The organism is Streptosporangiales bacterium (assembly GCA_009379825.1).
Classification (GTDB): Bacteria; Actinomycetota; Actinomycetes; order Streptosporangiales; family WHST01; genus WHST01.
Map to the genome: position 1 here is coordinate 62,132 of WHTA01000018.1, position 25,889 is coordinate 88,020.

The 25,889-nt window shown below is 67.5% G+C and carries 21 protein-coding genes and 3 pseudogenes; 8 read left to right on the forward strand and 16 right to left on the reverse strand.

The features are described from left to right. Positions 1–2 precede the first annotated feature (2 nt). The 8 genes and pseudogenes from GEV07_11915 to GEV07_11950 all read left to right on the forward strand — a co-directional run bounded on the left by GEV07_11915 (position 3) and on the right by GEV07_11950 (position 8,344). Complete coding sequence (locus GEV07_11915; protein ID MQA03390.1) at positions 3–1,169, forward strand: N-acylglucosamine 2-epimerase; 1,167 nt, start codon at positions 3–5, stop codon at positions 1,167–1,169. Then, complete coding sequence (locus GEV07_11920; protein MQA03391.1) at positions 1,166–1,927, forward strand: glucosamine-6-phosphate deaminase; 762 nt, start codon at positions 1,166–1,168, stop codon at positions 1,925–1,927. The genes GEV07_11915 and GEV07_11920 overlap by 4 nt, the downstream gene beginning before the upstream one ends. Then, positions 1,917–2,685: pseudogene (locus GEV07_11925) on the forward strand (sugar isomerase domain-containing protein). Before GEV07_11920 ends, GEV07_11925 begins: the two are co-directional and overlap by 11 nt. Next, positions 2,682–3,819: pseudogene (locus GEV07_11930) on the forward strand (N-acetylglucosamine-6-phosphate deacetylase). The pseudogenes GEV07_11925 and GEV07_11930 overlap by 4 nt, the downstream one beginning before the upstream one ends. After that, the gene (locus tag GEV07_11935) at positions 3,816–5,057 is read left to right on the forward strand and encodes an alkaline ceramidase (protein ID MQA03392.1); all 1,242 of its coding nucleotides are present in this window, start codon (positions 3,816–3,818) and stop codon (positions 5,055–5,057) included. Before GEV07_11930 ends, GEV07_11935 begins: the two are co-directional and overlap by 4 nt. 382 nt (positions 5,058–5,439) lie before the next feature. After that, positions 5,440–6,489 carry a DctP family TRAP transporter solute-binding subunit gene (locus tag GEV07_11940; GenBank protein ID MQA03393.1) on the forward strand — a complete coding sequence of 350 codons (1,050 nt, stop codon included), beginning with the start codon at positions 5,440–5,442 and terminating at the stop codon, positions 6,487–6,489. A gap of 56 nt (positions 6,490–6,545) precedes the next feature. Continuing rightward, a complete protein-coding gene (locus GEV07_11945; protein ID MQA03394.1) occupies positions 6,546–7,064 on the forward strand; it encodes a TRAP transporter small permease subunit in 519 nt (172 codons plus the stop codon). Next, positions 7,064–8,344 (forward strand): TRAP transporter large permease subunit, encoded by a 1,281-nt coding sequence (locus GEV07_11950; protein MQA03395.1) that lies wholly within the window; start codon positions 7,064–7,066, stop codon positions 8,342–8,344. The genes GEV07_11945 and GEV07_11950 overlap by 1 nt, the downstream gene beginning before the upstream one ends. 10 nt (positions 8,345–8,354) lie before the next feature. Here GEV07_11950 and GEV07_11955 read toward each other — a convergent pair whose 3' ends face one another. The 16 genes and pseudogenes from GEV07_11955 to GEV07_12030 all read right to left on the reverse strand — a co-directional run bounded on the left by GEV07_11955 (position 8,355) and on the right by GEV07_12030 (position 25,846). After that, complete coding sequence (locus GEV07_11955; protein MQA03396.1) at positions 8,355–9,095, reverse strand: helix-turn-helix domain-containing protein; 741 nt, start codon at positions 9,093–9,095, stop codon at positions 8,355–8,357. A 104-nt stretch (positions 9,096–9,199) separates the two neighbouring features. Next, positions 9,200–10,237: an LLM class flavin-dependent oxidoreductase gene (locus GEV07_11960; GenBank protein MQA03397.1), complete on the reverse strand. Its 1,038-nt coding sequence runs from the start codon at positions 10,235–10,237 to the stop codon at positions 9,200–9,202. 8 nt (positions 10,238–10,245) lie between these two features. Continuing rightward, positions 10,246–11,637, reverse strand: coding sequence for an MmgE/PrpD family protein (locus tag GEV07_11965; protein ID MQA03398.1), 1,392 nt, complete (start codon positions 11,635–11,637; stop codon positions 10,246–10,248). A 4-nt stretch (positions 11,638–11,641) separates the two neighbouring features. Next, positions 11,642–13,777, reverse strand: a complete 2,136-nt coding sequence (locus tag GEV07_11970; GenBank protein MQA03399.1) for a hypothetical protein — start codon at positions 13,775–13,777, stop codon at positions 11,642–11,644. After that, entirely contained in the window at positions 13,777–14,901 is a 1,125-nt protein-coding gene (locus GEV07_11975; GenBank protein MQA03400.1) for a citramalate synthase, read from the reverse strand. Before GEV07_11975 ends, GEV07_11970 begins: the two co-directional genes overlap by 1 nt. Positions 14,902–14,942: 41 nt before the next feature. Beyond that, positions 14,943–16,121, reverse strand: coding sequence for a CoA transferase (locus tag GEV07_11980; protein ID MQA03401.1), 1,179 nt, complete (start codon positions 16,119–16,121; stop codon positions 14,943–14,945). A 36-nt stretch (positions 16,122–16,157) separates the two neighbouring features. Continuing rightward, positions 16,158–17,327 (reverse strand): acyl-CoA dehydrogenase, encoded by a 1,170-nt coding sequence (locus GEV07_11985; GenBank protein MQA03402.1) that lies wholly within the window; start codon positions 17,325–17,327, stop codon positions 16,158–16,160. A gap of 56 nt (positions 17,328–17,383) precedes the next feature. After that, positions 17,384–18,169, reverse strand: a complete 786-nt coding sequence (locus tag GEV07_11990) for an enoyl-CoA hydratase/isomerase family protein (protein MQA03403.1) — start codon at positions 18,167–18,169, stop codon at positions 17,384–17,386. A 402-nt stretch (positions 18,170–18,571) separates the two neighbouring features. Then, positions 18,572–20,635, reverse strand: a complete 2,064-nt coding sequence (locus GEV07_11995; GenBank protein MQA03404.1) for a beta-galactosidase — start codon at positions 20,633–20,635, stop codon at positions 18,572–18,574. Positions 20,636–20,682: 47 nt separating this feature from the next. Then, positions 20,683–21,584, reverse strand: a pseudogene (locus GEV07_12000) (ABC transporter permease subunit). Then, entirely contained in the window at positions 21,581–22,456 is an 876-nt protein-coding gene (locus GEV07_12005) for an ABC transporter permease subunit (protein ID MQA03405.1), read from the reverse strand. The pseudogene GEV07_12000 and the gene GEV07_12005 overlap by 4 nt, the downstream one beginning before the upstream one ends. A 105-nt stretch (positions 22,457–22,561) precedes the next feature. Next, positions 22,562–22,783 carry a hypothetical protein gene (locus tag GEV07_12010; protein MQA03406.1) on the reverse strand — a complete coding sequence of 74 codons (222 nt, stop codon included), beginning with the start codon at positions 22,781–22,783 and terminating at the stop codon, positions 22,562–22,564. Continuing rightward, on the reverse strand, positions 22,695–24,110 hold the full coding sequence (locus GEV07_12015) for an extracellular solute-binding protein (GenBank protein ID MQA03407.1): 1,416 nt from the start codon (positions 24,108–24,110) through the stop codon (positions 22,695–22,697). Before GEV07_12015 ends, GEV07_12010 begins: the two co-directional genes overlap by 89 nt. Before the next feature lie 323 nt (positions 24,111–24,433). Beyond that, positions 24,434–24,655: a biotin/lipoyl-binding protein gene (locus GEV07_12020; GenBank protein MQA03408.1), complete on the reverse strand. Its 222-nt coding sequence runs from the start codon at positions 24,653–24,655 to the stop codon at positions 24,434–24,436. A gap of 61 nt (positions 24,656–24,716) precedes the next feature. After that, on the reverse strand, positions 24,717–25,370 hold the full coding sequence (locus GEV07_12025; protein ID MQA03409.1) for an SDR family oxidoreductase: 654 nt from the start codon (positions 25,368–25,370) through the stop codon (positions 24,717–24,719). Between the two features lie 134 nt (positions 25,371–25,504). Further along, entirely contained in the window at positions 25,505–25,846 is a 342-nt protein-coding gene (locus tag GEV07_12030; protein MQA03410.1) for a hypothetical protein, read from the reverse strand. Between the last annotated feature and the right edge of the window lie 43 nt (positions 25,847–25,889).

Below are 25,889 nucleotides of genomic sequence, written 5' to 3' on the forward strand. Positions count from 1 at the left end.
CGCTGCGGGAGACGTACCAGCGGCACCTGTGCGACGACGTGCTCGCGTGGTGGCTCGCGAACGGTCCTGACCCCGACCATGGTGGCGTGCTCACCTGCTGGGACAACGCCGGCGAGCGACTGGTCTCGACGGACAAGTACACCTGGTCGCAGGGCCGGTGGGCGTGGCTCGCGACCGCGGTGGCACGCGCTGCGGACGAGGGTGTGCTGGACGTCGACCCGCAGCCGTACCGCGACACGGCGGTGCGTACCGCCGAGTTCGTCATGCGGCACGCGTTGCTGCCCGACGGCACCAGCGCGTACGTGACTGACAGGCAGGGCACGCCGGGTGAGCACCTGAGTGTGTTCGCCGACCTGTTCGCCGCGCTCGGCTTCGCCGGGGTCGCACGGCTCGGCGACCCGGCGTGGGGTGAGCTCGCCGACGACGTGCTTGCCTCGGCGGCGGAGCGGATCCGTGCGGGCAGCTACCGTGCCGAGCCGTACCCGGTGCCGCAGGGACACCGGTCGTTCGCACTGCCGATGATCCTCGTCGGTGTCGGCGAGAACGTGCACCGCGCCACCGGCTCCGCAGCGTCCGCGGACGTGGTGCGCGACGCGGCGGCCGAGGTCGCCCGTACGTTCCGCGACGGCGCCGACATCGTGGAGATGCCAGGACCGGCCGGTGGCCTGCTCACCAGGCACCGCACGCCGGGGCACGTGCTCGAAGCGCTGTGGTTCCTGCACCACGCCGGTGACCTGGTCGACGGCTGGCTACCGGCGGACCTGGCCGACGTCGCCGCGCACGCCCTGACACTCGGCTGGGACACCACACACGGCGGCCTGCTGAGGTACACAGACCGCGACGGTGGCGAGCCGCGCGGTGCCAGGACCGATGACGGGTACGAGGCCCTGGTGATTCGTACCTGGGACATCAAGCTGTGGTGGCCGCACGCCGAAGCGCTCTACACCACCGCCCTGCTTGGCCTGTGGGAGTGGCACGAGCGGCTGCGCGCGTACACGTTCGGCACCTTCCCGGCGGGCCCGGGGCAGGAGTGGGTGCAGATCAGGAACCGCAGGGGAGAGCCGTTGGCGGAGACCGTGGCGCTGCCGGTGAAGGACCCGTTCCACGTGGCGAGGGCACTGCTGCTGCTCGTCCAGATGTTGCACGACGAGACGACGGAGGTTCGATGACGGGGGAAGCCACCCTGCAGTCCCCGCGAGTGCGGGTGCTCGCCGACAGGGACGAGCTCGGCAGGGTCGCGGCGCACGACGTCGCCGCCGAGATCAGGCAGCGGCTCGCCGGCCAGGAGCAGGTGCGCATGGTGCTCGCCGCTGCGCCAAGCCAGCAGGAGACGCTGCTGCGACTGCGCGACGAGCCGGGTATCGACTGGACCCGGGTCACCTCGTTCCACATGGACGAGTACCTCGAGCTGTCGCCCGAGGCCCCGGAACGGTTCGGCAACTGGCTGCGCCACACGTTCTTCGACCACGTGCCGCTGCGCGCCGCGCATCTGATCGAGCCAGGCACCGACCCGGACGGTTGCGCGCGGCGGTACGCGGAGCTGCTCGCCGAGGCGCCGATCGACGTGGTATGCATCGGCATCGGCGTCAACGGGCACCTCGCGTTCAACGACCCGCCGGTCGCCGACCTCGCCGACCCGCTGGACGTGAAGGTCGTGGAGCTCGACCACGAGTGCCGGATGCAGCAGGTGACCGACGAGTGCTTCGACACGCTCGACGAGGTGCCGCACGCCGCGGTCACGCTCACCGTCCCGCGACTGCTCGCGGCGGACCGGCTGTTCTGCATGGTGCCAGGTCGCGGCAAACGGCATGCTGTGCGGCAGGCTCTCACCGGCCCGATCGGTGCGCAGTGCCCGGCCACGGCGCTGCGTACCCATCCCGACTGCATGCTGTACCTGGACGAGGAGGCGGCACCCGATGACGTCTGACGCCGACCAGCTGTGCGACCAGTACCTGGAGACGGTGCACGCGCTCCTTGCCCGCATCGCAGGCGAGGAGCGGGACGCGCTCGCGCGCGCGGCCGAGGTCATCGCCGACCAGGTTGCCGCAGACCGGCTGGTGCACGTGTACGGGCCAGGTGGGCACTCCAACCTCGCCGCGCAGGAGGTGTTCTTCCGCGCCGGCGGTTTGATACACTTCGCGGCAAATCCTCGACGAGGGCACGTTGTTGTCGAACGGTGCGCTGCGGTCGATGGCCGTCGAGCGGACGCCGGAGTACGGCCGTGTCGTCGTCGAGGACTGGGACCTCGGCGAAGGCGACCTGCTCGTGCTCGTCAACGCGTACGGCATCAACGCCGCGCTGATCGACGCCGCCCTGACGGCGCGGGAGCGCGGCGTGCGGCTCATCGGCATCAGCTCGCACGCGCATGCGGAGCAGACCGCGCTCGACCACCCGGCGCGACACCCGCAGCGGCACGACCTGCACGACCTCGTCGACGTAGCCGTCGACTGCAAGGTGCCGGTCGGCGACGCCGTCGTGGAAGTGCCCGGCATGACGGAGCGGGTCGCCGCGGTGTCAACGTTCACGAACGCGTTCACGCTGAACTGTCTGCTCATCCGTACGGTGGAAGAGCTGCTGCGCCGCGGCGTGCAGCCGCCGGTGTGGCGCAGCGGCAACGCGCCAGGCGGCGACGAGGCGAACGCGAGGTTCGTGGACGGGTTCAGGTCGAGGATCAGGACGCTGTGAGGACAAGGGGCCGCGACCCGGCGACCGGCCGGTTGTGCGAGGTGACCGTCGACGACGGTCGCGTCGCCGCCGTCCGTTCCTTGCCCGACTCAAGCGCGGCGGAGTGCTGGCTGGCACCGGGGCTCGTCGACCTGCAGGTCAACGGATACGGCGGGTTCGACGTGAACGGCGTCGACGTCACCGCGGAGACGGTCGTCGAGCTCGGCCGCGTCCTCGCCAGGGCCGGCACCACCACGTTCGTCCCCACGGTGATCACGGCGTCCGAGCACCATCGTGAGGTCGTTGCGCGCCATCGCCGCCGCCCGCGCCGCCGACCCGGACACCGCGCGGGCCATCCCGTACGCGCACGTCGAGGGGCCGCACATCAGCCCGGAGGACGGCCCGCGCGGCGCACATCCGGTCGAGCACGTCAGGCCGCCCGACGTCGCGGAGTTCGAGCGGTGGCAGCAGGCGGCCTCCGGTGTCGTGGGGATGGTGACGCTGTCGCCGCATTACGACGGTGCGGTTGCGTACACGCGGGCACTGACCGCCGCGGGTGTGTGGGTGTCGATCGGGCACACCCGCGCGGAACCGCATCAGGTCACCGCGGTCGCCGACGCAGGCGCGGTGCTGTCGACGCACCTCGGGAACGGTGCGGACGGCGTGCTGGCGCGGCACCCGAACCACCTCTGGACCCAGCTCGCGGACGACCGGCTGTCCGCCGGGTTCATCGCCGACGGCCACCACCTTCCGGCGGACACGCTGACCGCCATGGTGCGCGCGAAGGGCGTCGAGCGCAGCTTCCTGGTGTCCGACTCCGCCGCGCTCGGCGGGCTGGCGCCCGGCACGTACTCGACGCCAGTGGGCGGGACCGTCGAGCTCTCCGCGGACGGTCGACTCGCCGTCGCCGGTACGCCGTACCTCGCCGGCGCGGCCCGTACGCTCGCGGACGGAGTCGCAGGCGCCGTGCGTCTCGGCAGGTTGGGCCTTGCCGACGCCGTCCGGATGGCGACGTCGCTGCCCGGCCGGTTCGCGGGCGGGCGCGGTACGTTGCGACCCGGCGACCCGGCCGACCTGGTCAGGTTCACCTGGTCGCCGAGCGAAGAGACGCTCGCTCTCGTCGACGTAGTGCGCAGTGGGCGGCTGGTCACGTGAGGGTCGGCGCCGCGGTCGTGGACGTCACGCCGCCTGCCGGACCGCCGATGGCGGGATTCGCCGCCCGTACGTCGCCGGCGACAGGGACGCACGACCCGCTCACCGTGCGCGCGGTGTGCGTCGACGACACCGCACTCGTCACGGTGGACGTCGTCGGCCTGCACGAGGACACGTGCGCCGAGGTGCGCCGCTGTTGCCCACTGCCGGCCGACCGCGTGGTCGTGCACGCCACCCACACCCACGGCGGTCCGGCCAGCATGCCAGGCCGGCTGGGGCACGACCCCGACCCCGGCTGGCTGACGGATGTCGTGGATACGTGCATCGCCGCGCTAGCACGGGCACTGGAGCGGCAGCAACCGGCGACGCTGCGGGCCGGGTACGGCGCCGACCCCAGCGTGGCCCGCAACCGCCGGCGACCCGACGGTCCGGTGGACGGGCTGGTTCCGGTTGCCTGGTTCACGAGCGAGTCAGGCGATGTACTCGCGGCCGTCGCGTCGTACGCCTGCCATCCGGTGGTGCTCGGCGCGGACAACACCTCCTGGACAGCCGACTACCCGGGTGTCGTGCGTGCCGAGCTGGAGGCCTGCCATCCGGGTGCGGTCGCACTGTTCGTCACCGGCTGCGCCGGCGATGCCAACCACGGCCACTCGGCACAGGCGTCGGTCAGCACGGCAGCGTCGCCGACCCGCACCTTCGCCGAGGCGAGCCGGGTCGGCCGCCTGGTGGCGGCGACAGTAGCCAGCGCGCCGTGCCGGCACCTGCCTGGTGAGGTGCGCGCGGCGAGCGGCGACGTCCGGCTGGATCTCGATGTGTTCACATCCGCGCAGTTGCAGGGGGCGGCGCAACGGTGGGAGGCGGAGCTGGCGCGCTGTGAGCCCACCCGCGCGGTGCTGCTCGAGCACTGGCTGAGCTGGGCACGCGGCGTCGACACGTACTCGGACTGGACCGGCCCCGTGACGGTACTGCGCTGGGGCGAGCTGCGTGTGGTGGCCCTGCCGGGCGAACCGTTCGCCGCGGCCGCGCTGTCCGTACGCGCCGCGCTGGCCGACACCGGGGTAATCTTCGTCGTCGGCTACTCCGGTGGCTGCCCCGGCTACCTACCCGCCCGCGAGGAGTACACCTACGGCGGTTACGAGGTGCAGGAGGCGCACCGCTTCTACGGCCTGCCCGGCCGCTTCGCCGCAGACTCCCTGGACCGCGTCGTCGACCATGCGGTGGCACTGGCGCGCACTGTCTAGTGCCACCAGCAGAGGCTGTGCCAGGACCATTATGGACCTGCCATCGCAGTGCTGTCGACACTTCGTGCATCACTGCGAAGGAGGTCTTGACGGTTCCGCCGTACTCAAGACAGCATGTACCCCGTCCGTAGCGTAGATGTCTGTTCCGTATAGCGGACGGGACCTGGTACGGGTGAAGCGTTTCGCGGCAGCGAGAGGCGACGGCAGAGCACCGGCGATGTCAGCGACATGAGTCGACGACATGGTTGGAGCGGAGAGGAGTTCGTCGCATGCCCACCGCGCTCACCGCCCGGCCTGTCAGGTCATCCCAGCGGCCGCATTGGCTGCTTTGAGCGCGGCGGCGGGGGCGAGCAGCTAGCGGACAAGCTTGCTTGGAGGAAGTATGAAGAGGAATCCAGCCCGTCTCACCCGCCAAGACTTCCTGAAGCTCGGCGCCGGGGCTGCCGGGGCGGCGCTACTTGGCACGACAGGATGTGGTGCTCGGGGCGCGGGCCAGGACGCCGCCGGCGAGTTCACCATTCGGCTGTCCCACGTCGTCACACCGAAGACGCCCAAAGGCAAGGCATCCCTGAAGTTCAAGGAAGTCCTCGAAAAGAGCACAGACGGGCGGATTACCGTCGAGGTACACCCCAACTCGGAGCTCTACGGTGACCCGGACGAGCTGAAGGCGCTGAAGAGCGGGGGCGTGGAGATGATCGCGCCGGCGAGCTCGAAGCTCACGGACATCGCACCGCAGCTCCTGGTGCTCGACTTGCCCTTCCTCGTCGACGGCAGCGCCGACGTACCAAAGATAACGGCGCGGGACTCTTCGGTGGGCAAGAGCATCTACACGAACAAGGATCTCGCCGACAACAACATCAAGGTACTGGGCCTCTGGGACAACGGCCTGTACCAGATAACCTCGAACAAGGCTGTACGAACCCCGGACGATCTGCGTGGACAGCGCATCCGCATCACCCCCTCGGACCTCATCCAGGCATGCTGGAAGAAGTGGGGAGCAAAGACCACACCCATGGACTTCGCAGAGGTGTTCACCGCTTTGCAGCAAGGGACCGTGGACGGGCAGTTCAACCCTTACTCCAACATCGAGGCCGAGCGATTCCACGAGGTCCAGAAGTATCTGACGGTGTCGGAGCACGGTTATCTGACCTATCCACTCGCGATCAACAACAAGTTCTTCGAGAAGCTGCCCGACGATCTTCAGAAGGCAGTCGTGGACGCCGCGGCCGAGGCTTCCACCTACAACCGGGAGATAGCGGACAAGGTGAACGAAAAGGCCAGGAAAGACATCGAAGACGCTGGCACCACTGAGATCATCGAGCTGTCGGCCGAGGAACGGAAGGTCTTCAAGGACGCCGTCGTTCCCAGCGTCTGGAACGAGTTTGCCGACGTCATAGGTGAAGACATCATCGATGAGCTGCTGAGCCGGTAGAGCTAGGGCCTCGCTCAACCCGAGCGAGCGGTGTACTGCACTGCAATGGAGGCGCCATGTCCCGGTTCGATCGGGTCTTGACGTGGATCGAGAACGGCATTGCCGGAGGGGCGATCGGGGGCGCCGCCGTCGTAGCGATAGTACAAGTGGTTCTGCGTTACGGATTCAACGAGATCATCTTCTGGTCGGAGGAGGTGGTCATCTATCTGGTCATTCTCTCCACATTTGTCGGAGCCGTCGTAGCGCTGCGCCACAATGAACACGTGGGCGTGAACCTCTTCACGGTGATTCTCAAGGAGCGTGGAAGAAGGGTTCTGGCCGCCGTGGCCGGTCTGCTCGTGGCTCTCTACTGTGGAGTGTTCGCAGTGCTCGGCTGGTCGATGATCACTGAGACTTCGTCGCAGAATCTGGTCACGCCTGCGATGAAGATGCCGATCTGGGTCGTTCAGCTGGCGTTGCCAGTTGGTCTCACGCTGATGTTCGCACGCGCGCTGGAGATGGTGTACCGCGTCCTCCGATACGGGCGAGGTAGGCCCGAAGCGGAGAAGGAGGAGCACGGGGAGGACGTGCGCTGATGGAGTTCTCCGCGATCGCGCTGTTCGTGACTCTCTTTCTCCTCCTCCTGACCTCGGTGCCCATCTCCATTGCGCTGGGACTCACCACGCTCCTTTACATCTTCTACTTCACGACGCTGCCGATGCCGCAGATCAGCGACACGTTGTTCAATGGGATCAACTCGTTTCCGCTGATGGCGATACCGTTCTTCATCCTGGCCGCCAACCTGATGGTCGAAGGTGGGATCGCGCGACGATTGGTGGCAGCGGCGAACGCTGTGGTCGGTCGCTTTCCCGGCGGCCTCGGCGTAACAGCGGTTGCGAGCTGCATCTTTTTCGCTGCCATCTCGGGCTCCAGCGCTGCGACGGTGGTGGCCGTCGGTACGCTCCTCATACCGAGCATGATCCGAGCCGGCTACCCCAAGCCTTTCTCGACCGGACTCGTCGCCACCAGCGGCGGGCTCGGCATCCTGATCCCGCCTTCCGTGCCCTTGATCGTGTACGGCGTCGTCACCGAGACGAGTATCGGGGACCTCTTCCTGGCCGGGGTGGTGCCTGGGCTCCTCACTGGTGTCTTGCTCATCGCGCTTGTCATATTCCTGGCGTGGAGACGCAAGCTGGCCGCCGACACACTCTCGATCAGCAGATCGGAGCGGGTGAAGGCACTGCGTGACGCCTTTCTCGGGATGCTGCTCCCGATCTTCGTGCTCGGCGGGATCTATGGAGGCATCTTCACGCCGACCGAGGCTGCGGCGATGGCTGTCTGCTACACCTTCGTGGTATCGAAGTTCGTTTACCGGGAGATCAGCTTCAAGGACGTCGGCGCGATTCTGGTGCGTTCGGCCCGCATGTCGGCCATGGTCATGTTCATCATAGCGAACGCCATCCTGTTCACGTTCGTGCTGTCGCTCGAGCGGATCCCGGGCAAGATAGCGGCATTTCTGATCGACCTCGACCTCTCGCCCTGGCTCTTCCTCCTGATGGTCAACCTGCTGTTCATTGCGGTGGGTGTCTTCATGGATGCCATCGGTGCCATCCTGATCCTTGCGCCGATCCTGTACCCGATAGCCATGAAGTTGGGAGTCGACCCCGTCCACTTCGGAATCATCATCGTCATGAACTTCGAGATCGGCGCCATTACCCCGCCGCTGGGAATCAACCTCTTCGTGGCCAGCGGGATATCGGGAATGCCGGTTCTCCGTGTCGCGCGTGCCGCGGTCCCCTGGGCATGCGTGCTGCTGCTCGCGCTCGCACTCGTGACCTACATCCCGGACATCGCGCTGAGTCTGGTCGGCAGATGAGGGCCGGTCGTCATACGCTGTACAGGCGGTGGGCGATTTCCGCCGCGGCCGCTGCGACCAGGCTGCCGTACCGGGCGATGTCGTCTTCGTCGAACCGGAAGGCAGGCATGGAGATGCTGGTGCCGCCGACAGGACGCATGGTCGGGTCCAGGATGGCGGCGCCGATTCCGCAAACCTCGGGTCGCCACTCGGCGAGATTGATGGAGTAGCCGCGCTCGCGGGTGGCGGTGATGTCGGCGCGGAGCGCATCAGGTTGGCACTGGGTAGTGTCGGTGTACCGATCCAGGCCTGCGGTCATGACTTCGTCGATCTCTTCCTCGCTGAGATGGGCAAGGATTGCCTTGGCGTTGGACGGGCCGTGCAGCGGCATCCGGCCGTAGAGCGGGTAGAACGTTCGTACCGACCTGTTGCTGTCGAGTCGTTCGACGAGCACCGCGCCGTACCCATCTCGAACGGTGAGGTAGACGGTCTCGTCGGTTTCGTCACGGAGGCGCTGCAACACGGGCAGGGCGGCCTCCCGCAGTCCTCGCTCCGGAGAGGCCCGGGCGATCGTCAGTGCTCGCGCCGTGACACGCCATCGCGTGTCGTCATGCCCCAGGGGCGCCAGCCACTCGGCCTGTTGAAGTGTCTGCAGGCAGCGGAAGACGCTCGTGCGGGGCATGCCGAGGAGCCGCGCTAGCTCGGATACACCGACCGGCTGGTGTTCTGCGACCGCCTCGAGCACACGAAAGCAGTTGATCACATTCTGCAAGCCAGGTTATCTCCCGATATCGGCATGCACCTTCGGCTCAGGAGTCAAATGTGCCGTGTTGCGGACAAGTTATCTGCCCGCCCAGTCGATGCGCAAACCCCGGTCTAGCCGTAGCGGAGGGCCGGGAGGACCTCGCGGGTGAGCAGGTCGATCGAATGCAGTGCATCGGCAACCGGCATCCCCGACCAGCAGGTGCGCAACACGAAGTGGTCGACACCGAGCTGTCGCCAGGGCAACAGCAGTCGGATGCAGTCGTCGGGCGTACCGATGACGAACCGGTCGTCCGCCAGTTGCTCGAACGGCAGGTCGAACGACTCGTTGGCCGGCATCACCTGGTCCTGCCCCCAGGCGCTGTACGTCTCGTACTTGCGCTGCAGGAAGGGCCGTGCGCGCTCCGTGGCCTCCGCTCTGGTCGGCGCGCAGAAGATCTCGCGGGACAGCGGCAGCCCGACGTGCTCGGGGCGGCAGGCGTCCCTTCGGGCCTGCCTGAACAACGCGATCTGCCGCTCGATCGTCGCCGCGGTCGCGTGCGGGTTGATCATCCAGGTGTCGGCCAGGCGACCGGCTCGTTCCACCGCGCCGTCGTTGTTCGCCGCCATCCACACGGGCGGGCCGGATTCGTTGACCGGGCGCAGCGTCAGCCGCGCGCCGCGCAGTCGACACCACGGCAGGTCCGCGTCGACCGTTTCACCCGCCCACAGCCGTCGCACCAGGTCCAGGTTGTGCTCCAGCCGCCGCACCCGCTCTCGAACCGAGATCCCGAACGCGTCGTACTCCTCCTGTCGGTAGCCGAGGCCGACCCCGAAGATGAGCCTGCCGCCGCACACCACGTCGAGCGATGCGTAGTTCTCGGCCACCTCGATCGGGTTGTGCAACGCGAGCAGCAGGATGCCGATGCCCACCTCCATCTCGCCGGCCTCCGCAGCCAGCCGCGCGAGGTACGGCAACGGCTGGATGTGGGTGAGCGGGTCGGATAGGTAGTGTTGCGCCGCGAATACCGAGTCCCACCCAGAATCGCGGGCGCTGCGCAGCAGCTGCAGCTGCTCGTCGAGTGCCTCCCGCTGGTCTCGCCCGACGGGATGCTGGTTGGTCAGGGCGATACCGAACTTGACTGACTCGGCGGCGTCGTTCTTCGTGCTGATGTCGCCGCTCACGCTGCCGTCCCGGCGGACCGGACCGCGTCGAAGCCGCGGAACGCGGTCGAGGTGTCGAAGTTCCAGAGTTGGGTCAGTAGGGCATCCGCGTCGATGCCGGACCCGGAGAACTCGACGCAGTCCCTGAACTTCACCTCGATGCCGTCGCGGTCCAGCGGCGCACGCCGGTCTCCGCGAGGTACGTCGACGCGTTTGGTCACAGGTCCGCGCGCCGTGTCGACCTGGACGACGGCGTACGCCTGCTCCCACTGCGCTGGCCCTACCGGTGGGCGCTCTTGCTCGTCTACCTCCACCTTCCGCAACAACTGCTGCGCCTCGGGACGTTGTACCGCGTCGTCGGTGAACGTGGCCAGGGTGACTCGCTTGTCGAGCAGTGCCGCGGCGATCACGTACTCCGCGCTGAACTTGCCTTGCAGGCCGGTCGTCGGCCGGTGGTGGATGAGCGGGTCGAAGCCGGCGGGTTCGAGGGTGAGCTGCACGCTGCGCACTTCGCCCGCGTCGACGCCGTCCTCGTGAACGAGGTCGATGGTCGCGTCCGCGGTGCGGTGCGTGCAGTAGCAACAGGCGTACTTCTTCACGCTGAGCCCTTCAGCAGTCAGCGCCCACGGTGTCTGCAGGGTCTTCTCGACTGCTGTCAGATCGTTGCTGTCGCCGAACATCGCGAAGTAGCCGAGTGCCGACTCCAGCTGGTCGGGATCCGCGGTGAAACCGTTGCCGGCCAGGTCGGCCGCGAAGACGGCGTCGCGCGCGGCAAGGCCGGGGTGCAGTGGCTTGGTCATGGTGCCGAAGTTCTGTCGGCTGCCGCCGGCCATCGACGCGGCGAGGCCGAGCGCGCACCTGGTCTGGTCGACGTCGAGCCCGTGCAACCTGGCCACGCCGGCGGCTGCGCCGAGCACGCCGATCGTCGCCGTCGAGTGCCAGCCGCGACCGTAGTGCGTGCGCACTGCCATGCCCGATGCGACCGCGCACTGCACCTGGAAGCCGATCACGAACGCTTCGAGCAGCTCGCGACCGGTGCGCCGGCCGGTTTCCGCGGCAGCGAGCAACGCCGGCCAGAGCACGACGCTCGGATGCCCGTAGGTGAGGTCGGTGACGTCGTCGTAGTCGAGCGCGTGACCGGCCGTGGCATTGACCAGAGCGGCGGTCCGCGCGTTCGTCAGGGTGCCGTCGGTGAGGACTGTGGCGTCTCCCGGTGGCAGCTCGCCGCCGAGGGTGGTGCGCAGGATGCCGACCGCGTCGTCGCCGCGCGCGGCGATGGTGACGCCGACGGTGTCCACCAGCGACCGACGTGCGATCTCGGCCACGTCCTCGGGCATGTCGCAGAGGTCCGCTGAGCTTGCATACTCCGCGAGAGACCTCGTCACCGCGACTGACTCGGTATCGGACATCGGTTCACCTCCAGGTAGCAGGGCGTGCGGGGGACGGACTCCGCATCACGACCGCGTCGAGTGCGACCGTGCCGCCTCGTCCCGGCAGGACCCGCACGGGGTTCAGGTCTACGGCAGTCACTTCGTCGGGCAGGTCGCCGGCGGCTGCGGAGAGACGCAACAGCTGGGTGACGAGCGCGTCCCTGTCGTGGTTCGGCCTTCCCCGATACCCGCCGAGCAGCCGACCTACGCGCGTGGAGTCGAGCAGCCGCTCGGCGTCCGGTCGAGCGAGGGGGACCGGCGCGGCTGCGACGTCGGCGACCAGCTCGGTCATCGTCCCTCCGACGCCGCAGACCACGAGCGGCCCGAACTCGGGGTCGACGGTGACTCCCAGCATCACGTCCACCCCCTCGGGGACCTGCTGCGCGACGAGTACACCTTCGAGGTCGCCGAGTCGACGCGCCCGTTCCGCCAGGTCGAGGTAGTGCTGGCGCAGCGAGTCGTGGTCGGGTACGTCGAGTACGACTAGCTCCTGGTCGGTCTTGTGCACGAAGTCGGAGCCCGCCGCCTTGAGCACGACCGGGTAGCCGAGGTCGCGTGCTGCGGCGACCGCGTCGTCGACGTCGTGCGCCAGCACCTCGTCGGGGAACGTGATCCCGTAGCCGGCGAGCAGCCGTTTGCTCGCCGGCTCGGAGAGGCTACGGACGTGCGGTGCCGGATCGGTCGGTGGGTCGACGGCCGCTGACCGTTCGTATCGCGGGCTCACGTCGCTGATGGCCCGGACGACCGCGACCGCGTCGAGCAGTGAGCCGACCACCGGAACGCCGGCGGCAGCATAGACGTGCCGTTCGTCTTCGTCCGGTAGAGCCGGACTCACCACGACGATGGGCGTCGCCGGGTGCTCGTCGGCGACGTCGGCCGTGGCACGGGCGAGCGCGAGCCGCCATGACGACGTGGGCGCCGGCGTCAGGTAAGCGACGAGACTGCCCGCTGCCGGGTCGCCGGCGAGGGCACGGAGGTTCACGTCGATGGTGGCGTTGCCCGCTGCACCGATATCGAACGGGTTCTGCACCCGAGCGAACCCAGCCGTCGGGCGCATGCCGGTTACGGTCCGTTCGGTGAGCGCGGGCGGCGGGATGCCGACCTCGGACAGCGCGTCGGCCGCGAGTATCCCGCCCGCTCCCGACGTACTTGTCACGACGACTCCGTCGTGGCGCGGTGACCGGCCCGCACCGAGCAGCGCGCAGGTGAGTGCCAGCGTCTCCAACGACGGTACGTCCACGACGCCATCCGCGGCGAAGACGGCGCGGTAGGCGGATCTCGACCCGGCCAGCCGGGACGAGTGCGCCTCGGTGGCGCTCACTCCGCCGGGCGAGTTGCCGAGCTTGAGCGCTGCTACCTGCTTCCCGCGCTTCCTCGCCGCACGCACGAGCTCGCGGAACCGTGCGCCGTCACCGACACTGTCGAGGATGAGCGCGATCACGTCCGTGGCCGGGTCGTCGACGAGGTACTCGAGGACGTCCACCAAGGTGAGGTCGACTTCGTTGCCCGTGGAGGCGAAGCAGCTGAGGCCCTGCCCGTACTCCTGCAGTCTCGGGGCGAACCCACCGAGCATCGCGCCACTGTGCGAGACGAGCCCCACCGACCCGGGGGCAAGCCGCCGCGAGTGCGTGTAGTTGTAACCGAGCGGCAGACCGGCGGTGGCGTTGTAGATGCCGTTGCAGTTCGGGCCGAGCACGCGGACACCATGCGTCCGCGCCGTCTCCGCCAGCCGGTCCTGCAGCTCGGTGCTCTCTGCGGTGCCCATCTCGGCGAAGCCGCTGACCGCGACGACCGCGGTTGGTACGCCTGCTCGGCCGAGATCTGCCACGGTGTCCGCGACATGGCGTGCGGGCACCATGACGAAACCGACGTCCACGCCGGTCGGCAGCTCGGTGGCCGACGACAGCGCACGGACGCCGAGCACCTCACCGCCGCTCTTGTTCACGACGTGGATGTCCCCGCCGTAGCCGGCGTTTCGCAGGTTCCGCAGCGGTTGTCCGGAGAACTTGGACTCGTCCGCGCTGGCGCCGACGAGCGCTACCGAGCGCGCATTGAGCATGGTGCGCACCGCGTCCACTGCGTGGACCGTGCCCGTCTCGGTAGCGCCGTACCCACTCATCAGGGCTGCCGCCTGGCCGGTGACTGAATCGGCTCCTTCCACGGCGACATGGCGCCTTCGTACGCCGTTGGGCCGAGTCGGAAGTGCTGCGCCTGGTCGAGCGTCTCGATGAACGGCAGGTCCATCGGGTACAGGTCGTCTCCCCGTGGTCGGCCACCCGCCTTCGACACGTGCCCGTACAGGCGGTGGCCGAGGATCTCCTCGGCGAGCGCGACGGTGTCGACGAGCGCGCGCAGATCGACGCCGGTGTCGAAGCCGAGTTCCTCCAGCAGGTAGACGAGATCCTCGGTCGGCATCAGGTTCGCCGCCCGGCCGTTGCCGCAGTACGGACAGCCGGCCATGCCGCCGATGCTGGAGTCGAGCACCAGCGTGTGCTCCTCGCGGAGCACTCGCAGTGCCGAGTACGCGGTGATCGGCGCTGTGCCGCGCGTGTTGTGCAGGTGCAGGTGGAACGTCGTGATCCCCGGCCAGCGCCGTTGGATCTCGGTGAGATCCTCCTCTACCTGGTCCGGCATGTGCCAGCCCATCGGATCGCCCATGAAGACCTTCGTCACCGGGATCTCGGCTTCTTCCCAGAGCCTGATCTGCCGGTCGAGCAGGTCCATCCGGGCCTGGTGGTCGAACGGACCGAGCCAGTTCGAACCCCAGGCGGCGTTCACCCCGATCTGCGCCTGCTCGGCGCCATTGACCACCGCCTGCCGCACCACCCGTTCCCAGCTGTCGATCTCGTCCTGCTGGGAACGGTTGGTGTTGCGGCGGACGAAGACGTCGCAGAGGTGGACGAGCGTCGCGGGCAGTGCACCATCGGTCGACAGCGGAGGGATGTGCGCGGCGCGCCGCTCGACCCCCTTCTGGTTCAACGCGAGCGCCGTGTAGATCACGTTCGGACTCGGGGTGAACTTCTCTACGATCTCGTCGATGTGCCGCATCTGCGGCGTCCACTTGGGGCTGACGAAGCTGCCGACGACGATCCGACGCAGGCCGGTGTTCGACAGCGCGTCGAGCAGCCGCACCTTGTCGTCTACGGGAATGTCGGCGTCTTCGATCTGCAGGCCTTCCCGCATGCCTTCCTCGACGAGGGCTACGGCCGGGTATCCGGGCGGGCCGTGTGCCACCTGCGGCATGGTCGATGTCGTGTGTTCGCTCACGGTCATTCGACAGCCTCCTAGGTTGCTTGCGACTCCCGGTGTGCGTCCAGCTCGGCGAAGATCTCCGCGGTGTGCTCGCCGAGCTCGGGTGGCACCAGGCGGGTCGATGGATAGGCTCCGTCGATCTGGATAGGCAGGTTGATCACCCGAAAGTCGTCGATCCTGGGGTGCGGTACGTCGGCGAAGCCGCCGATCGCCTGCACTTGGTCGTGTACGACGACCTCGTCGATGGTCTGGATCGGCGTGCTCGGCACGCCAACCTCCTCGAGCCGCACGAGCCATTCCCGGCTCGGCACCTCGCGCAATGTGGCGGAAAGCTCCTCGGCGAGCTCGTCGCGGTGGGTGACCCGGTCCGGGTTCTGCGCGAAACGCGGGTCGTCGAGCAGGTCTTCCCGCCCGATCGCCTTGCAGAGACGCGTCCAGAGGTTCTGGTTGCCTGCCGCGATGATGATGTACCGGTCCGCAGTCGGGAACGCAGCGTACGGGTAGATGCCGATGGCGCCTGAACCGAACCGCGGTGGGACGGAACCGTCGGCGAAGTAGCCGAGGAACTGGGTGGGCAGCCACATCAACGCCGTGTTGAGCAACGACGTGTGGACGTGAGCTCCGCTGCCGGTCTTCTCCCGGGCGCGCAGCGCGTCCAGTGCAGCGATCACCGTCCACATGCCGGTGCCTTGGTCGAGGATCGATGCGGGTACTCGGACAGGTGGTCGTCCAGTCTCACCGTTGAGGCTCATCAACCCGCCGAACGCCTGCATGAGCGGGTCGTACGCGGGGGAGTCGGCCAACGAGCCGTCCGGTCCGTACCCGGTCATGTCGCAGTAGATGATGCCCGGGTTAGTCGCGAACACCTCCTCGTACCCGAACCCCAGGTTCGCGAGTGTTCCCGGTCGCAGGTTCTGCACGAGCACGTCGGCGGAGTCGAGCAGCTCACGGAACCGCGCTGCGTCGGTCGCGTCCTTCAGGTCGAGCACGCAGCTACGCTTGTTACGGTTCAGCGCGGTGAACGTACAGCCTTCGCGCCCGTTCGCGCCTTCCCAGAACGGCGGTCCCCATCGCCTGGTGTCGTCGCCGGTACCCGGACGCTCCACCTTGATCACGTCGGCACCGAGGTCGGCGAGGATCTGCGTGGCGAACGGACCGGCCACGCTGGTGGTCACGTCGATGACTCTGATGCCAGACAGCGAGCCGACCATCGGGCACTCACCTTTCTCGTAGCCTTGGCGCACCGCTCAGTAGGACTTGGGCATGCCGAGCACCTGGTGACCTATGTACGCGAGGATCAGGTTGTTGTTTACTGGTGCGACGAGCGGCAGGCGAGCTTCCCGGAACTTCCGCTCCACGTCGAACTCTGCCGCGAGGCCGTAGCCGCCGAAGGAGTCCATGGCGGCGTTGGCGGCCGCCCACGTTGCCTTCGACGCCAGCAGTTTCGCTGCATTGGCCTCGAATCCCGGTTGCTCACCCGCGTCGAACTTCGCCGCTGCCTGCCACCGCACGAGACTTGCCGCGTGCAGATCCGCGTACGCCTGGGCGAGTGGGAACTGAACCCCTTGGTTGACGCCGATCGGCCGACCGAACACCTCCCGCTGACTGGCGTACGCGGATGCCTTGTCGATGAACCAGAACCCGTCACCGAGCACCTCCGACGCGACGAGTATCCGCTCGGCGTTCATCCCGGAGAGGATGTAACGGAAACCCTTGCCTTCCTCACCGACACGGTTCGCCACCGGCACTCGCGCGTTGTTGAAGTGCACCTCGTTGGTCTCGTGGCTGGTCATCGTCCTGATCGGTCGATGGGTGATCGAGTCGCCGGCCTTGCGCAGGTCGACGAGCAGGATCGACAGCCCGTCGGACTTCTTGGCGACGTCTTCGTACCGCGTGGTGCGGCACAGTAGCAGCATGTAGTCGGAGTGCTGGAATCGCGATGTCCAGATCTTCGACCCGTTGACGACGTACTCGTCGCCGTCTCGCTCGGCGAAGGTGCGGATGCGGGTCGTGTCGGACCCGGCGTCGGGCTCGGTGACCCCGAAAGCCTGGAGCCGGACCTCGTTCGAGGCGATGAGCGGCAGTAGCTGTCGCTTCTGCTCGTCGCTGCCGTGTCGGAGCACGGTGCCCATCGTGTACATCTGCGCGTGGGCGGGCACTCCGGAGCAACCCGACCTGTTGATGGTCTCGAGGACGAGCGAAGCATCCGCGACGGTACCTCCGCCACCGCCGTACTCCGCGGGAATGAGTACGGCCAGCCAGCCAGCTTTCGCGAGCGCGTCGACGAACTCCTCCGGGTACGCGAGCTCGGCGTCCTTCTCTCGCCAGTACTCCGGCGGGTACGACGCACAGAGTTCGCTCACGGCCTCCTTGATGGCCAACTGGTCGGCTGTGAGCTCGCCAGGGATGCCGGTCATCCGGCCGCCTCCCATCGAGTTGTGGGTCTTGTGGTCCGACAGCTTCCGGTTGCTCGTCAGCGCCCCTTCCACTCGGGCGGACGCTTCTCCAGGTAGGCGCGGATGCCTTCCGCGCGGTCCTCGGTGAGGTAGGGGTTCGGGCCGACGTCGAGGCGCACTGCGGACTGCACGGGCAGCTCCCAACCCTTGGTGGTCATCTCCTTGTATCGGCGGAGCGACAACGGCGCGTTGGCGACGATCGAACGGACGAGCTTTTCCGCTGCTTCAGGCAGCTCCGCCGCCGGTACGACGTGGTTGTACAGGCGAAGGCGTAGCGCCTCTTCGGCGGTCAGCGGCTCTCCGGTGTAGAGCATCTCGAGTGCGATGTTGCGGGGGATGAGCCGCGGCAGCATGGCGGTGGCGAAGTTCGCGCCCATGCCGCGCTTGGCCTCGGGCATGCCGAGTGACGCGTGTTCGGCGGCGATCCTGATGTCGCAGGCGAGCGCGAGCTCGCAACCGCCTGCGACTGCGGGCCCGTTGAGCACGGCGATCGTGGGTTTGTACGTCTCGAGTACGACCTCGAAGAGGTTGCGTTGCGGGCCGCGCATCGGGACCGGGATCTGCTCGCCCCGGCGGGCCATCTCGTCGAACTCCTTCAGGTCGGCTCCCGCGCAGAAGGCTCGGTCGCCGCTGCCGGTGAGGGCGACGGCCCAGACGTCGGGGTCTTCCTGTGCTTTGCAGAAGTAGTCGATCAGGGAGGCGGTGACCGCCTGGCTGAGCGCGTTACGGCGTTCCGGTCTGTCGATGGTCACGTAGGCGACGCGGTCACGTACTTCGAAGACAACTTCGTCCGTCGGGTTCATCGGCATCTCTCCTAGGGGACGTCCATCGCGGGCTCGACACCGGCGACGCCTGCACCCGGAGTTCGGCCGACAGCTGGCCGCTCGCGCGTACGCAATGCAGTGGCCATCGCCACTACGCTGCCTTGGCTGATCCGGTGCAATGACAGTTGCTAGCGCTCGACTTCCGCGTACCTGCCGACCTCGAGGTCGAGATGGACCGACCCCGTTCGGCCGCTGCCCCGGTGTACGTCATGCTGCGCTCCCGTTCGGTACACCGCACAGTGGTCGATATACCGCAAGTCGCTGTGACGATAGGCCGATCCGGTTCCGGCAGTCAATGGCGCAATCTCAAAGCTTAGGATTCAGCAGGTCGAACGTCCGTACGAGTGTCGACAGTTCAGCCGACTGCCGACATGCGTGGGGTCAGTCGCCGGCGATCACCTTGATGTCCCAGGGCCCTAGGCGCACACCGTCGGCCGGCACCGCGGCGCCGGCGAGCAGGTCGTGCCCGGCGAGAGCGGGGTCGCTGACCGTGTGCTCCTCGAAGGACCAGTTGCTGGCAAACGCAAGCCGCAGTCCGGTCGACGTCCGAGCGGTAGTGATCCGCACCGCATCCGGCTGACCCACGCCCGGCGGCTCGATGTCAGCTTGCCGCAACACCCAGGCGGCGATCGCCTCGACCATGGCCGGGTTCGGCAACGTGCCGACGTACGTGACGCGCCCGGAACCGAACCGGTGGCTGGTGATCGCGGGGAACCGCCCGAAGTGTGGGTGGTCGTAGGTCACCAACGGTTGGGCACCCTCGAGCACCAGCTCGTCCGCCCAACCGGTCGCCCGCGCTTCCGTGGGCAGCTCGAGGTCGGCCTCGTCGGCTCGCACACCCAGCGGTGTCGCCAGGTTGGAGTAGAGCTGGTAGCCGATACCTGCGGCCGCCCGCAGCGGACCGGGTGCCCGTTGCCAGCGGGCCCGTGCGAACTCGTCCGCGTACCCCGACCGGAAGGTGAGCACCAGGTGGCCACCGTGCTCCGCGTACCGGGTCAGCGTGTGCAACGTCTCCTCGTCTGCGGCGTAGAGCGCGGGTGCCACGGCGACGGGGAAGTCCGTGACGTCGCTACCCGCGTCGAGCACCACCGCCTGCGCACGGGCGTCGAAGAAGCCCCGGTAGCAGGCGTCGAAGATCCGTGCGTACGCTTCCCGGTCCGGCCGCGCGTCGGGCGTCTTCAGACACGGCTGGAACTCCAGCGCGTACTTGCTGTCGTACGAGTACACGAACGCCACGTCGGCGTCCGGGGTGAGCCCGGTGAGCCGGTCGCCGTGGTCGCGCAGGTCGGCACCGACGGTGGCCAGCTCGGCGTAGCACCTGTTGGGCTCCAGGTCGTGGTTGAGGATGCCGTGTGAGTAGGTCTCGTTGCCGTAGTGCAGGCTGTGCCAGTGCCAGTAGGCGACCATGTCGGCGCCGCGGGAGATGGTGGCGAACGCAGCCATCCGCCACTGGCCGTCGTACTGGGGGAAGTTGTTGTCCGAGCCGCCGACGCTCAGCGGGTTCATCTCCGTGATGAGGAAGTTCGACCGCTTCGCGCCGTACGCCATGTCGCAGCGCTGGTACAGCTGCGCCGGCCCCGCGCCCGACCTGGTGTAGGGATTCATCGCCGTCCGCTCCACCGGCGGGTGCAGCAGGCCGTCCTGGGGCGCATGGGGGAGGTTCTCCGCGTGCACGTCCATCGCGGCCGCGATCCGGTACCTGTCGGCGTGCGCACGGCCGTGCGAGCCCACCACGTCGTGGGTGACGAACTGTCCCTCCCGCGCGTACTCGCGGACGATGCCGGCCTGCCAGGTGAGGAACTCCGTGACCGTGGCTGCCTGGAACCGCCGCCAGTCCAGGTCGTACCCGGGGTTGGTGTTGCCCACCGGCGGCCACAGGTCGGCCCATTCGGTGATCCGATGCGACCAGTAGGCGAGTCCCCAGGTCTCGTTGACTGCCGCCACCGACCCGTACTTCGCCTGCAACCACGCGACGAACGCGTCGAAGACGCTCCGGTTGTGCGCGTCTACGTTGCCCGTCTCGTTGTCCACCTGGAACCCGACGACGCTCGGGTGGTCGGCGTACCGCTCGAGCACCTTGCGGGTGATCCGCTCGGCGTAGAACCGGTAGGTCGGGTTGGTGACGTCGGTGTTCTGCCGTGCGCCGAACGGCCGCGGTGCGCCGCCGGCGGTCTGTGCCATCACCTCCCGGTACCGTCTGGCCAGCCACGGCGGGATGGCGTACGTCGGCGTCACCAGCACGACGCGGATCCGCGCCTCGTGCAATGCGTCGAGCACCCGTTGCAGCCAGTCCAGCTCGAATCGGCCTTCGGTCGGCTCGCACAGCGACCAGATCGAGTCGCCGACCCTGGCGTAGTTGATGCCTGCTTCCCGCATCAGCCTGACGTCCTCGTCGAGCCGGTCGTACGGCTGGTACTCGTGGTAGTAGGAGACTCCGAACAGCACGCGCAAACACTCCAGGTATGGGTCGGTTGGCTGGTTGGGCGGTCAGGTCAGGCGCGCACGGCTCCGGCTACGCCTTCGACGAAGTAGCGCTGCAGCGCCAGGAACACGACGATGATCGGCAGCAACGCGATGGTCGACGCCGCGGCCATGCCGGGCCAGTCGGTGAAGTTCTCGCCCTGGAAGGAGTAGATGCCGACGGCCAGGGTGCGCAGCTCCGGGCGGGGAGGGTCAGCACCAGCGGGATCAGGAAGCTGTTCCACACCCGCATCAGCGTCATGATGATCGCCGTCGCGATCGCGGGTTTGGCCAGCGGCAGCATCACCTGCCAGAACGTGCGGACGAAGCCGGCGCCGTCGATCCGCGCGGCTTCCTCGAGCTCCCTGGGCAGCTGTCTGAAGTAGCCGGCGAACAACATGATCTGGATGACGTGTGCGCCGCCTGACTCGGCGAGGATGATGCCCCACAGCGAGCCGGCGAGCCCGAGCGAGTCGACGACGTCGAAGATCGGGATGATCGTGTAGCCCTCCGGCAGGAACAGCGACGCGACGAACACGGCAACCAGCACCTTCTTGCCGGGGAACGCGTACCGGCCGATCACGTAGCCGATCATCGCCGTGGTGATGGTGACGATCGCGACGGTCGCAGCCGTCACGATCAACGTATTCCAGAAGTAGGGCCCGATGTTGGCCTCGTACCACGCCCGCGCGTAGTTCTCCCAGACAGGTTGTTCTGGCAGGATGCCGACGCTGCCGTAGATCTCCGTCTCCGACTTGAGTGAGGCACCGACCATCCACAGGAACGGATAGATCCACAGCAGGCAGATCGGCAGGAGCACCAGGCTCACCACGATCTCGCGGGTCCAGCCGCGGACCGAGGTGCGCGGGCGCAGCCGGCGTGTGGTCACCGCTGGCTCCGCGTCCGGTACGGCGATGCCGGTGCCGACGGTCATCGGGCATCCCTGACGTCCCGCCGGAACGCGCCCGCCCTGCGGACGCCCCACGCCTGTACCAGGGTGAGCGCGAGTACCGTGATGCCGAAGAAGACGGCGACCGCCGACGCGTAGCCCAGCCGGGGCGTACCCTGGCTGGCGAACGCGAGCCGGTAGATATAGAGCTCGACGAGCTCGGACGAATACGCCGGTCCACCCTGGGTCATCGACTGCACGAGCGGGAACGTCTGCAGCGCACCGACGAACGTCACCAGCACGATGATGACAGCGAACGGCGTGATCATCGGCAGCGTGATGTGTCGCTGTAAGGCCCACCACCCGGCGCCGTCGACGCGCGCTGCCTCGTACAGGTCGTGGGGCACGGTCTGCAGGGCGACGAGCCAGTAGATCATGGCCATGCCCATCCACTTCCACACGAACACACCGGCGACCGACCACAGGGAGAGGTTGGGATCGCCGAGGAAGTCGATCGGCTGGTTCACTGCGCCGACGTCGAGCAGCGCCTGGTTCAGCGGACCGTCGAATGGGTTCATGATCATCGACATCACGACACCGACGATCGCCGTGGTCGTCACCACAGGCAGGAAGAACATGGTGCGGAACACCGCACGCATCCGCAGTGCCTGGTCGTTGAGGACGATCGCGGCGAGCAGCGCGAGCACCAGCATCACCGGCACCGCCGCCGCGGTGAAGAGGAAGGTGCGCCCGAACGCGTCCCAGAACGCGGGATCGGTGACCGCCTCGCGGTAGTTGGCCAGGCCGACGAAGATGCGGTCGGTGTCGAGTCCCGACCAGTCGAGCAGCGAGATGTGCCACGACGCGACCATCGGGTAGAACGTGAACACCGTACCGAGCACGAGGGTCGGCAACATGAAAACGTAGCACCAGCGCGCATTCCACAACCGCGCGCGCAACGTGGCGCCGTGCTCCTGCCCGGTGCCTCCCAGGCGGGCGGCCTGTCCGACGACCGCCACGGATCACCGGCCCTTGTAGTCGGCCGGCAGGTAGTCCTTGCGTGGGTCCCAGTTCTCGAACACCCAGTCCTCGCGGCTGACCTTCGCACCCTTCTTCTGCACCGCGGCGATCGCGTCGTCGAGCATCTGGTTGCGCCTACCGGCCAGGTCGGCGAGCGCCTTCTTCGGGTTCGTCTCCTCGCCGACCATGATCGCCTGGATGACCGCGCCGAAGTCCTCCACCACCGGCGTTTTCAGCTCCTGGTTGGCCAGCGCGACATCGGGGTTCGCGACAACCGGCTGCGGGTTGGCGACCATCGCGTCGGCGATCTCCACGCACCGCTTCCCCTCGGCGGTGTAGTCCTTGGCGGCCGTCGCTCTGGCCTTCTCGAAGATCGGCGGGTTCCCGCAGTTGACGATCTCTCCCCAGCGGGTCTGGCCTTCGTCGCTGAGCACGTACGACAGCACGTCGCCGGCCACCGCCTTTGAGCTCGCTCTTCGCGTAGATGCACACGGAGTCTGAGCCGAAGCGGGTGTAACCGAGCGGGAGTGGGTCTTCGACCGGTGTCGGATGGTCAGCGACGCCGAACTCGAAGTCCGGGTTGTCGTTCTGCCACTGGGCGGCGACCCACGGCCCACCGGACACCATGCCGGCACCGCCGCGCACCACGCGTGGCCATGCTTCCGGCGCGGACAGCGAGTTCGAACCTGGGAACAGGCTGCCGTCCTTACGTAGCGCGAGTACCACGTCGATCGCCTCGAGCACCTCAGGCTTGGTGAAGAAGAACTCCCCGGTGCGGCCATCGATGCCGTCGCCGGTGTCGATGCCGAGGCCGGCCTTTCGTGCCATGTACTCGACCGAGCTCGTCAGCCGGTTGGGTTGGCCGATCTCGAGCACCACGCCGTAGACCTGATCGATCTTCTTCGTCATCTTCCGTGCCGCGTCGCGGTACTCGTCGACGGTGAGCGGTTTCTCCGCCGGGTCGTAGCCGGCCTCGTCCATCAGCTGCTTGTTGTAGTGCAGGAGGCAGAAGTGGCGCTGCTCGGTGCCGAGCGGCACCATGTAGAGCTTGCCGGCGTAGATCTGTTGTCCCTCGGCGAAGGTGCCGTCGGGGAACTTCTTCTTCCACGCCTCGACGTCCGGCACCAGGTCGTCGAACGGCGCTACCCACCCCTCGGCGACGGCCTTCTGGATGGTGATCGACGGCGGCAGCTGGAACACGTCGTGGGCCGTGCCGTTGCGGATGCCGAGCGGGATCGCCTCGTCCATCCGGTTCACCAGCATGCCGTCGTACTTGACGGTGACGTTCTGGTGCTTCTTCTGGTAGGCCTCGAAGAACGCGTCCCAGAAGGGCTTCTTGGTGTCACCGCTGTCGACCAGACGGAACGTGACGTCCTTGCTAGGCAGCGACTTCCTGGGATCCGGGATGTGGAACGTGCCCTCTGCACCGGAGCGATCGCGGTACCCGGTATCGCAACCGGCCAGGCCGGCCACGGCGGCGCCGAGACCGCCGGTAAGCGCAAGGAAGCTGCGCCTGCTGACTGCTGAGACGTCACTGCTGTGGTGGCTCATCCGTACAACTCCCGAGGTCGACAGAGTTGTGCATGGACCGGGTCACCCGCGCTCCAGTGCACGTCCCAGAGCGCCACAGTAATCGATTTCTGAAACGTGTCAATGGACCGCTAGGTCGACCACTACGCCGCGCGAGGTAACCGCCCGTGCCGTGGTACGGGTGCCGGCGACCTCCGGGCCGGATGGAGGCCAGCCTCACCAATGACAAGCGGGGTCGCCGAAAGCGTCGCCATGAGCGTGGGCGTCCGACGGTCGTATCGACCACAAGGCACGCGCCCTTCACCAGCGCAAATGCCGCGGAATCGCTGCTCTTCGGGCGGGCGTTACGTAGCCAAGACCATGAGCACGTCCCCCTCCGCGACGGATTGGCCGTGCTCGACACGGAGTTCCTTCACCGTGCCTGGCTGCGGAGCCAACACGGGGATCTCCATCTTCATGGTCTCCAGGACGGCGACTGGGTCTTCCTCCGTCACCTCGGAGCCCACCTGGACCTCGATCTTCCAGACCGAGCCCGTAATCTCCGACAGCACTTCGACATCCGCCACTCTTCTTCCTTTCTGTGCCGGCCAGCTTTCGAGTCACATCCAGCCCGCTGTCGTCGTGCGACTACACCGCCCGACGGGGACCGCCGTCGACCCGGATCGTCTCCCCGGTGATGTAGGTCGCGCTGTCCGAGGCCAGGAACAGGCATGCCTGGGCCACTTCCTCGGGGCGACCTGCGCGTCCCATCGGGACTCGTTCCTCTACCTCTGCGCTTCGCTTCGCGTCGTTGGAGGTGGGGGAGGCATCCGTCAATATCGCGCCCGGGGCTATGCAGTTCACCCTGACGCCGTACGGTGCCCATTCGTAGGCCATCGTCATCGTCAGCGATACCACGGCACCCTTCGCTGCACCCGCGTGTGCCCGGTGCGGGTGGGCACCGAAAGCTGCGATGGAACCGATGTTCAGGATGGCGCCACGACCTTGCTTCCTGAAAACGGGCAGGCAGGCCTTCGAGCAGTAGAAGACGCTGGTGAGGTTGAGATCGACCACCGCATGCCAGCCGTTCGGGCTGATTTCCTCGAGCGGGCTGGCGAAGTGGCCGCCGGCGTTGTTCACGAGTACGTCCAGTGTGCCGTAGCACTCGTCGATCGAGGCGACCATCGTGGTCACCTGCGCCCAGTCGCGGACGTCCCCTCGCAGCCGCAGGATCTCGGCGCCGGTGTCCCGGAGAGAGCGCGCCGCCTGGTCGAGGCGGTCCTCGTCGCGACCGTTGATCACGACCCGAGGCTCCGCTGGCGGCGAAGCCTCGGGCGATCTCGTATCCGATTCCCGACGTGCTGCCGGTCACGAAGACCACGGCGCCCGAGTAGTCGTAGGTCGCTCTCATTCGACCGCGGCCCTCGGGTGGTCGTTCATTGCTGTTCCGCTGTTCCGGTGTCGAGCAGCTGTCGACGTGCCTCGTAGGTTCCCAGCGCCGCGAGCGCTCTGGCGGCATTCGTGTATTCGTCGAAGACCGGGATGCCCAGGTCCGCGGCACGCTGTCGCTCGTCGAGTTTTCGCCGGTCGATGTCGGGATGTCCGTTCGATCGGAGGACCAAGACGAAGTGGGTGTTCTTCCGGTGCGCGGACACGGCGTCGAGTGCCGACCGGATGAGATTGTCCAGCAGGTCGACGCCTATCTCGTTCGCGAACGGCACGATGGCGGGCAGATTGAGGTGCATCACGATGGCGTCCGGCTCCGACTCGGTGAGCACGATCTCGACGATCGTGCCGGCGATACGTCCGTCGTCCACCCTG

Excerpts from the sequence above, each read along its gene's own strand:
- GEV07_11970 (MQA03399.1), bottom strand. The coding sequence starts at position 13,777 with ATGAGTGGGTACGGCGCTACCGAGACGGGCACGGTCCACGCAGTGGAC.
- GEV07_11965 (MQA03398.1), bottom strand. The coding sequence starts at position 11,637 with ATGTCCGATACCGAGTCAGTCGCGGTGACGAGGTCTCTCGCGGAGTAT.
- GEV07_11945 (MQA03394.1), top strand. The coding sequence starts at position 6,546 with ATGTCCCGGTTCGATCGGGTCTTGACGTGGATCGAGAACGGCATTGCC.
- GEV07_12005 (MQA03405.1), bottom strand. The coding sequence starts at position 22,456 with ATGTTGCCGACCCTCGTGCTCGGTACGGTGTTCACGTTCTACCCGATG.
- GEV07_11950 (MQA03395.1), top strand. The coding sequence starts at position 7,064 with ATGGAGTTCTCCGCGATCGCGCTGTTCGTGACTCTCTTTCTCCTCCTC.
- GEV07_11975 (MQA03400.1), bottom strand. The coding sequence starts at position 14,901 with ATGCCGCAGGTGGCACACGGCCCGCCCGGATACCCGGCCGTAGCCCTC.
- GEV07_11940 (MQA03393.1), top strand. The coding sequence starts at position 5,440 with ATGAAGAGGAATCCAGCCCGTCTCACCCGCCAAGACTTCCTGAAGCTC.
- GEV07_11920 (MQA03391.1), top strand. The coding sequence starts at position 1,166 with ATGACGGGGGAAGCCACCCTGCAGTCCCCGCGAGTGCGGGTGCTCGCC.
- GEV07_11985 (MQA03402.1), bottom strand. The coding sequence starts at position 17,327 with ATGACCGGCATCCCTGGCGAGCTCACAGCCGACCAGTTGGCCATCAAG.
- GEV07_12015 (MQA03407.1), bottom strand. The coding sequence starts at position 24,110 with ATGAGCCACCACAGCAGTGACGTCTCAGCAGTCAGCAGGCGCAGCTTC.
- GEV07_11980 (MQA03401.1), bottom strand. The coding sequence starts at position 16,121 with ATGGTCGGCTCGCTGTCTGGCATCAGAGTCATCGACGTGACCACCAGC.
- GEV07_11990 (MQA03403.1), bottom strand. The coding sequence starts at position 18,169 with ATGAACCCGACGGACGAAGTTGTCTTCGAAGTACGTGACCGCGTCGCC.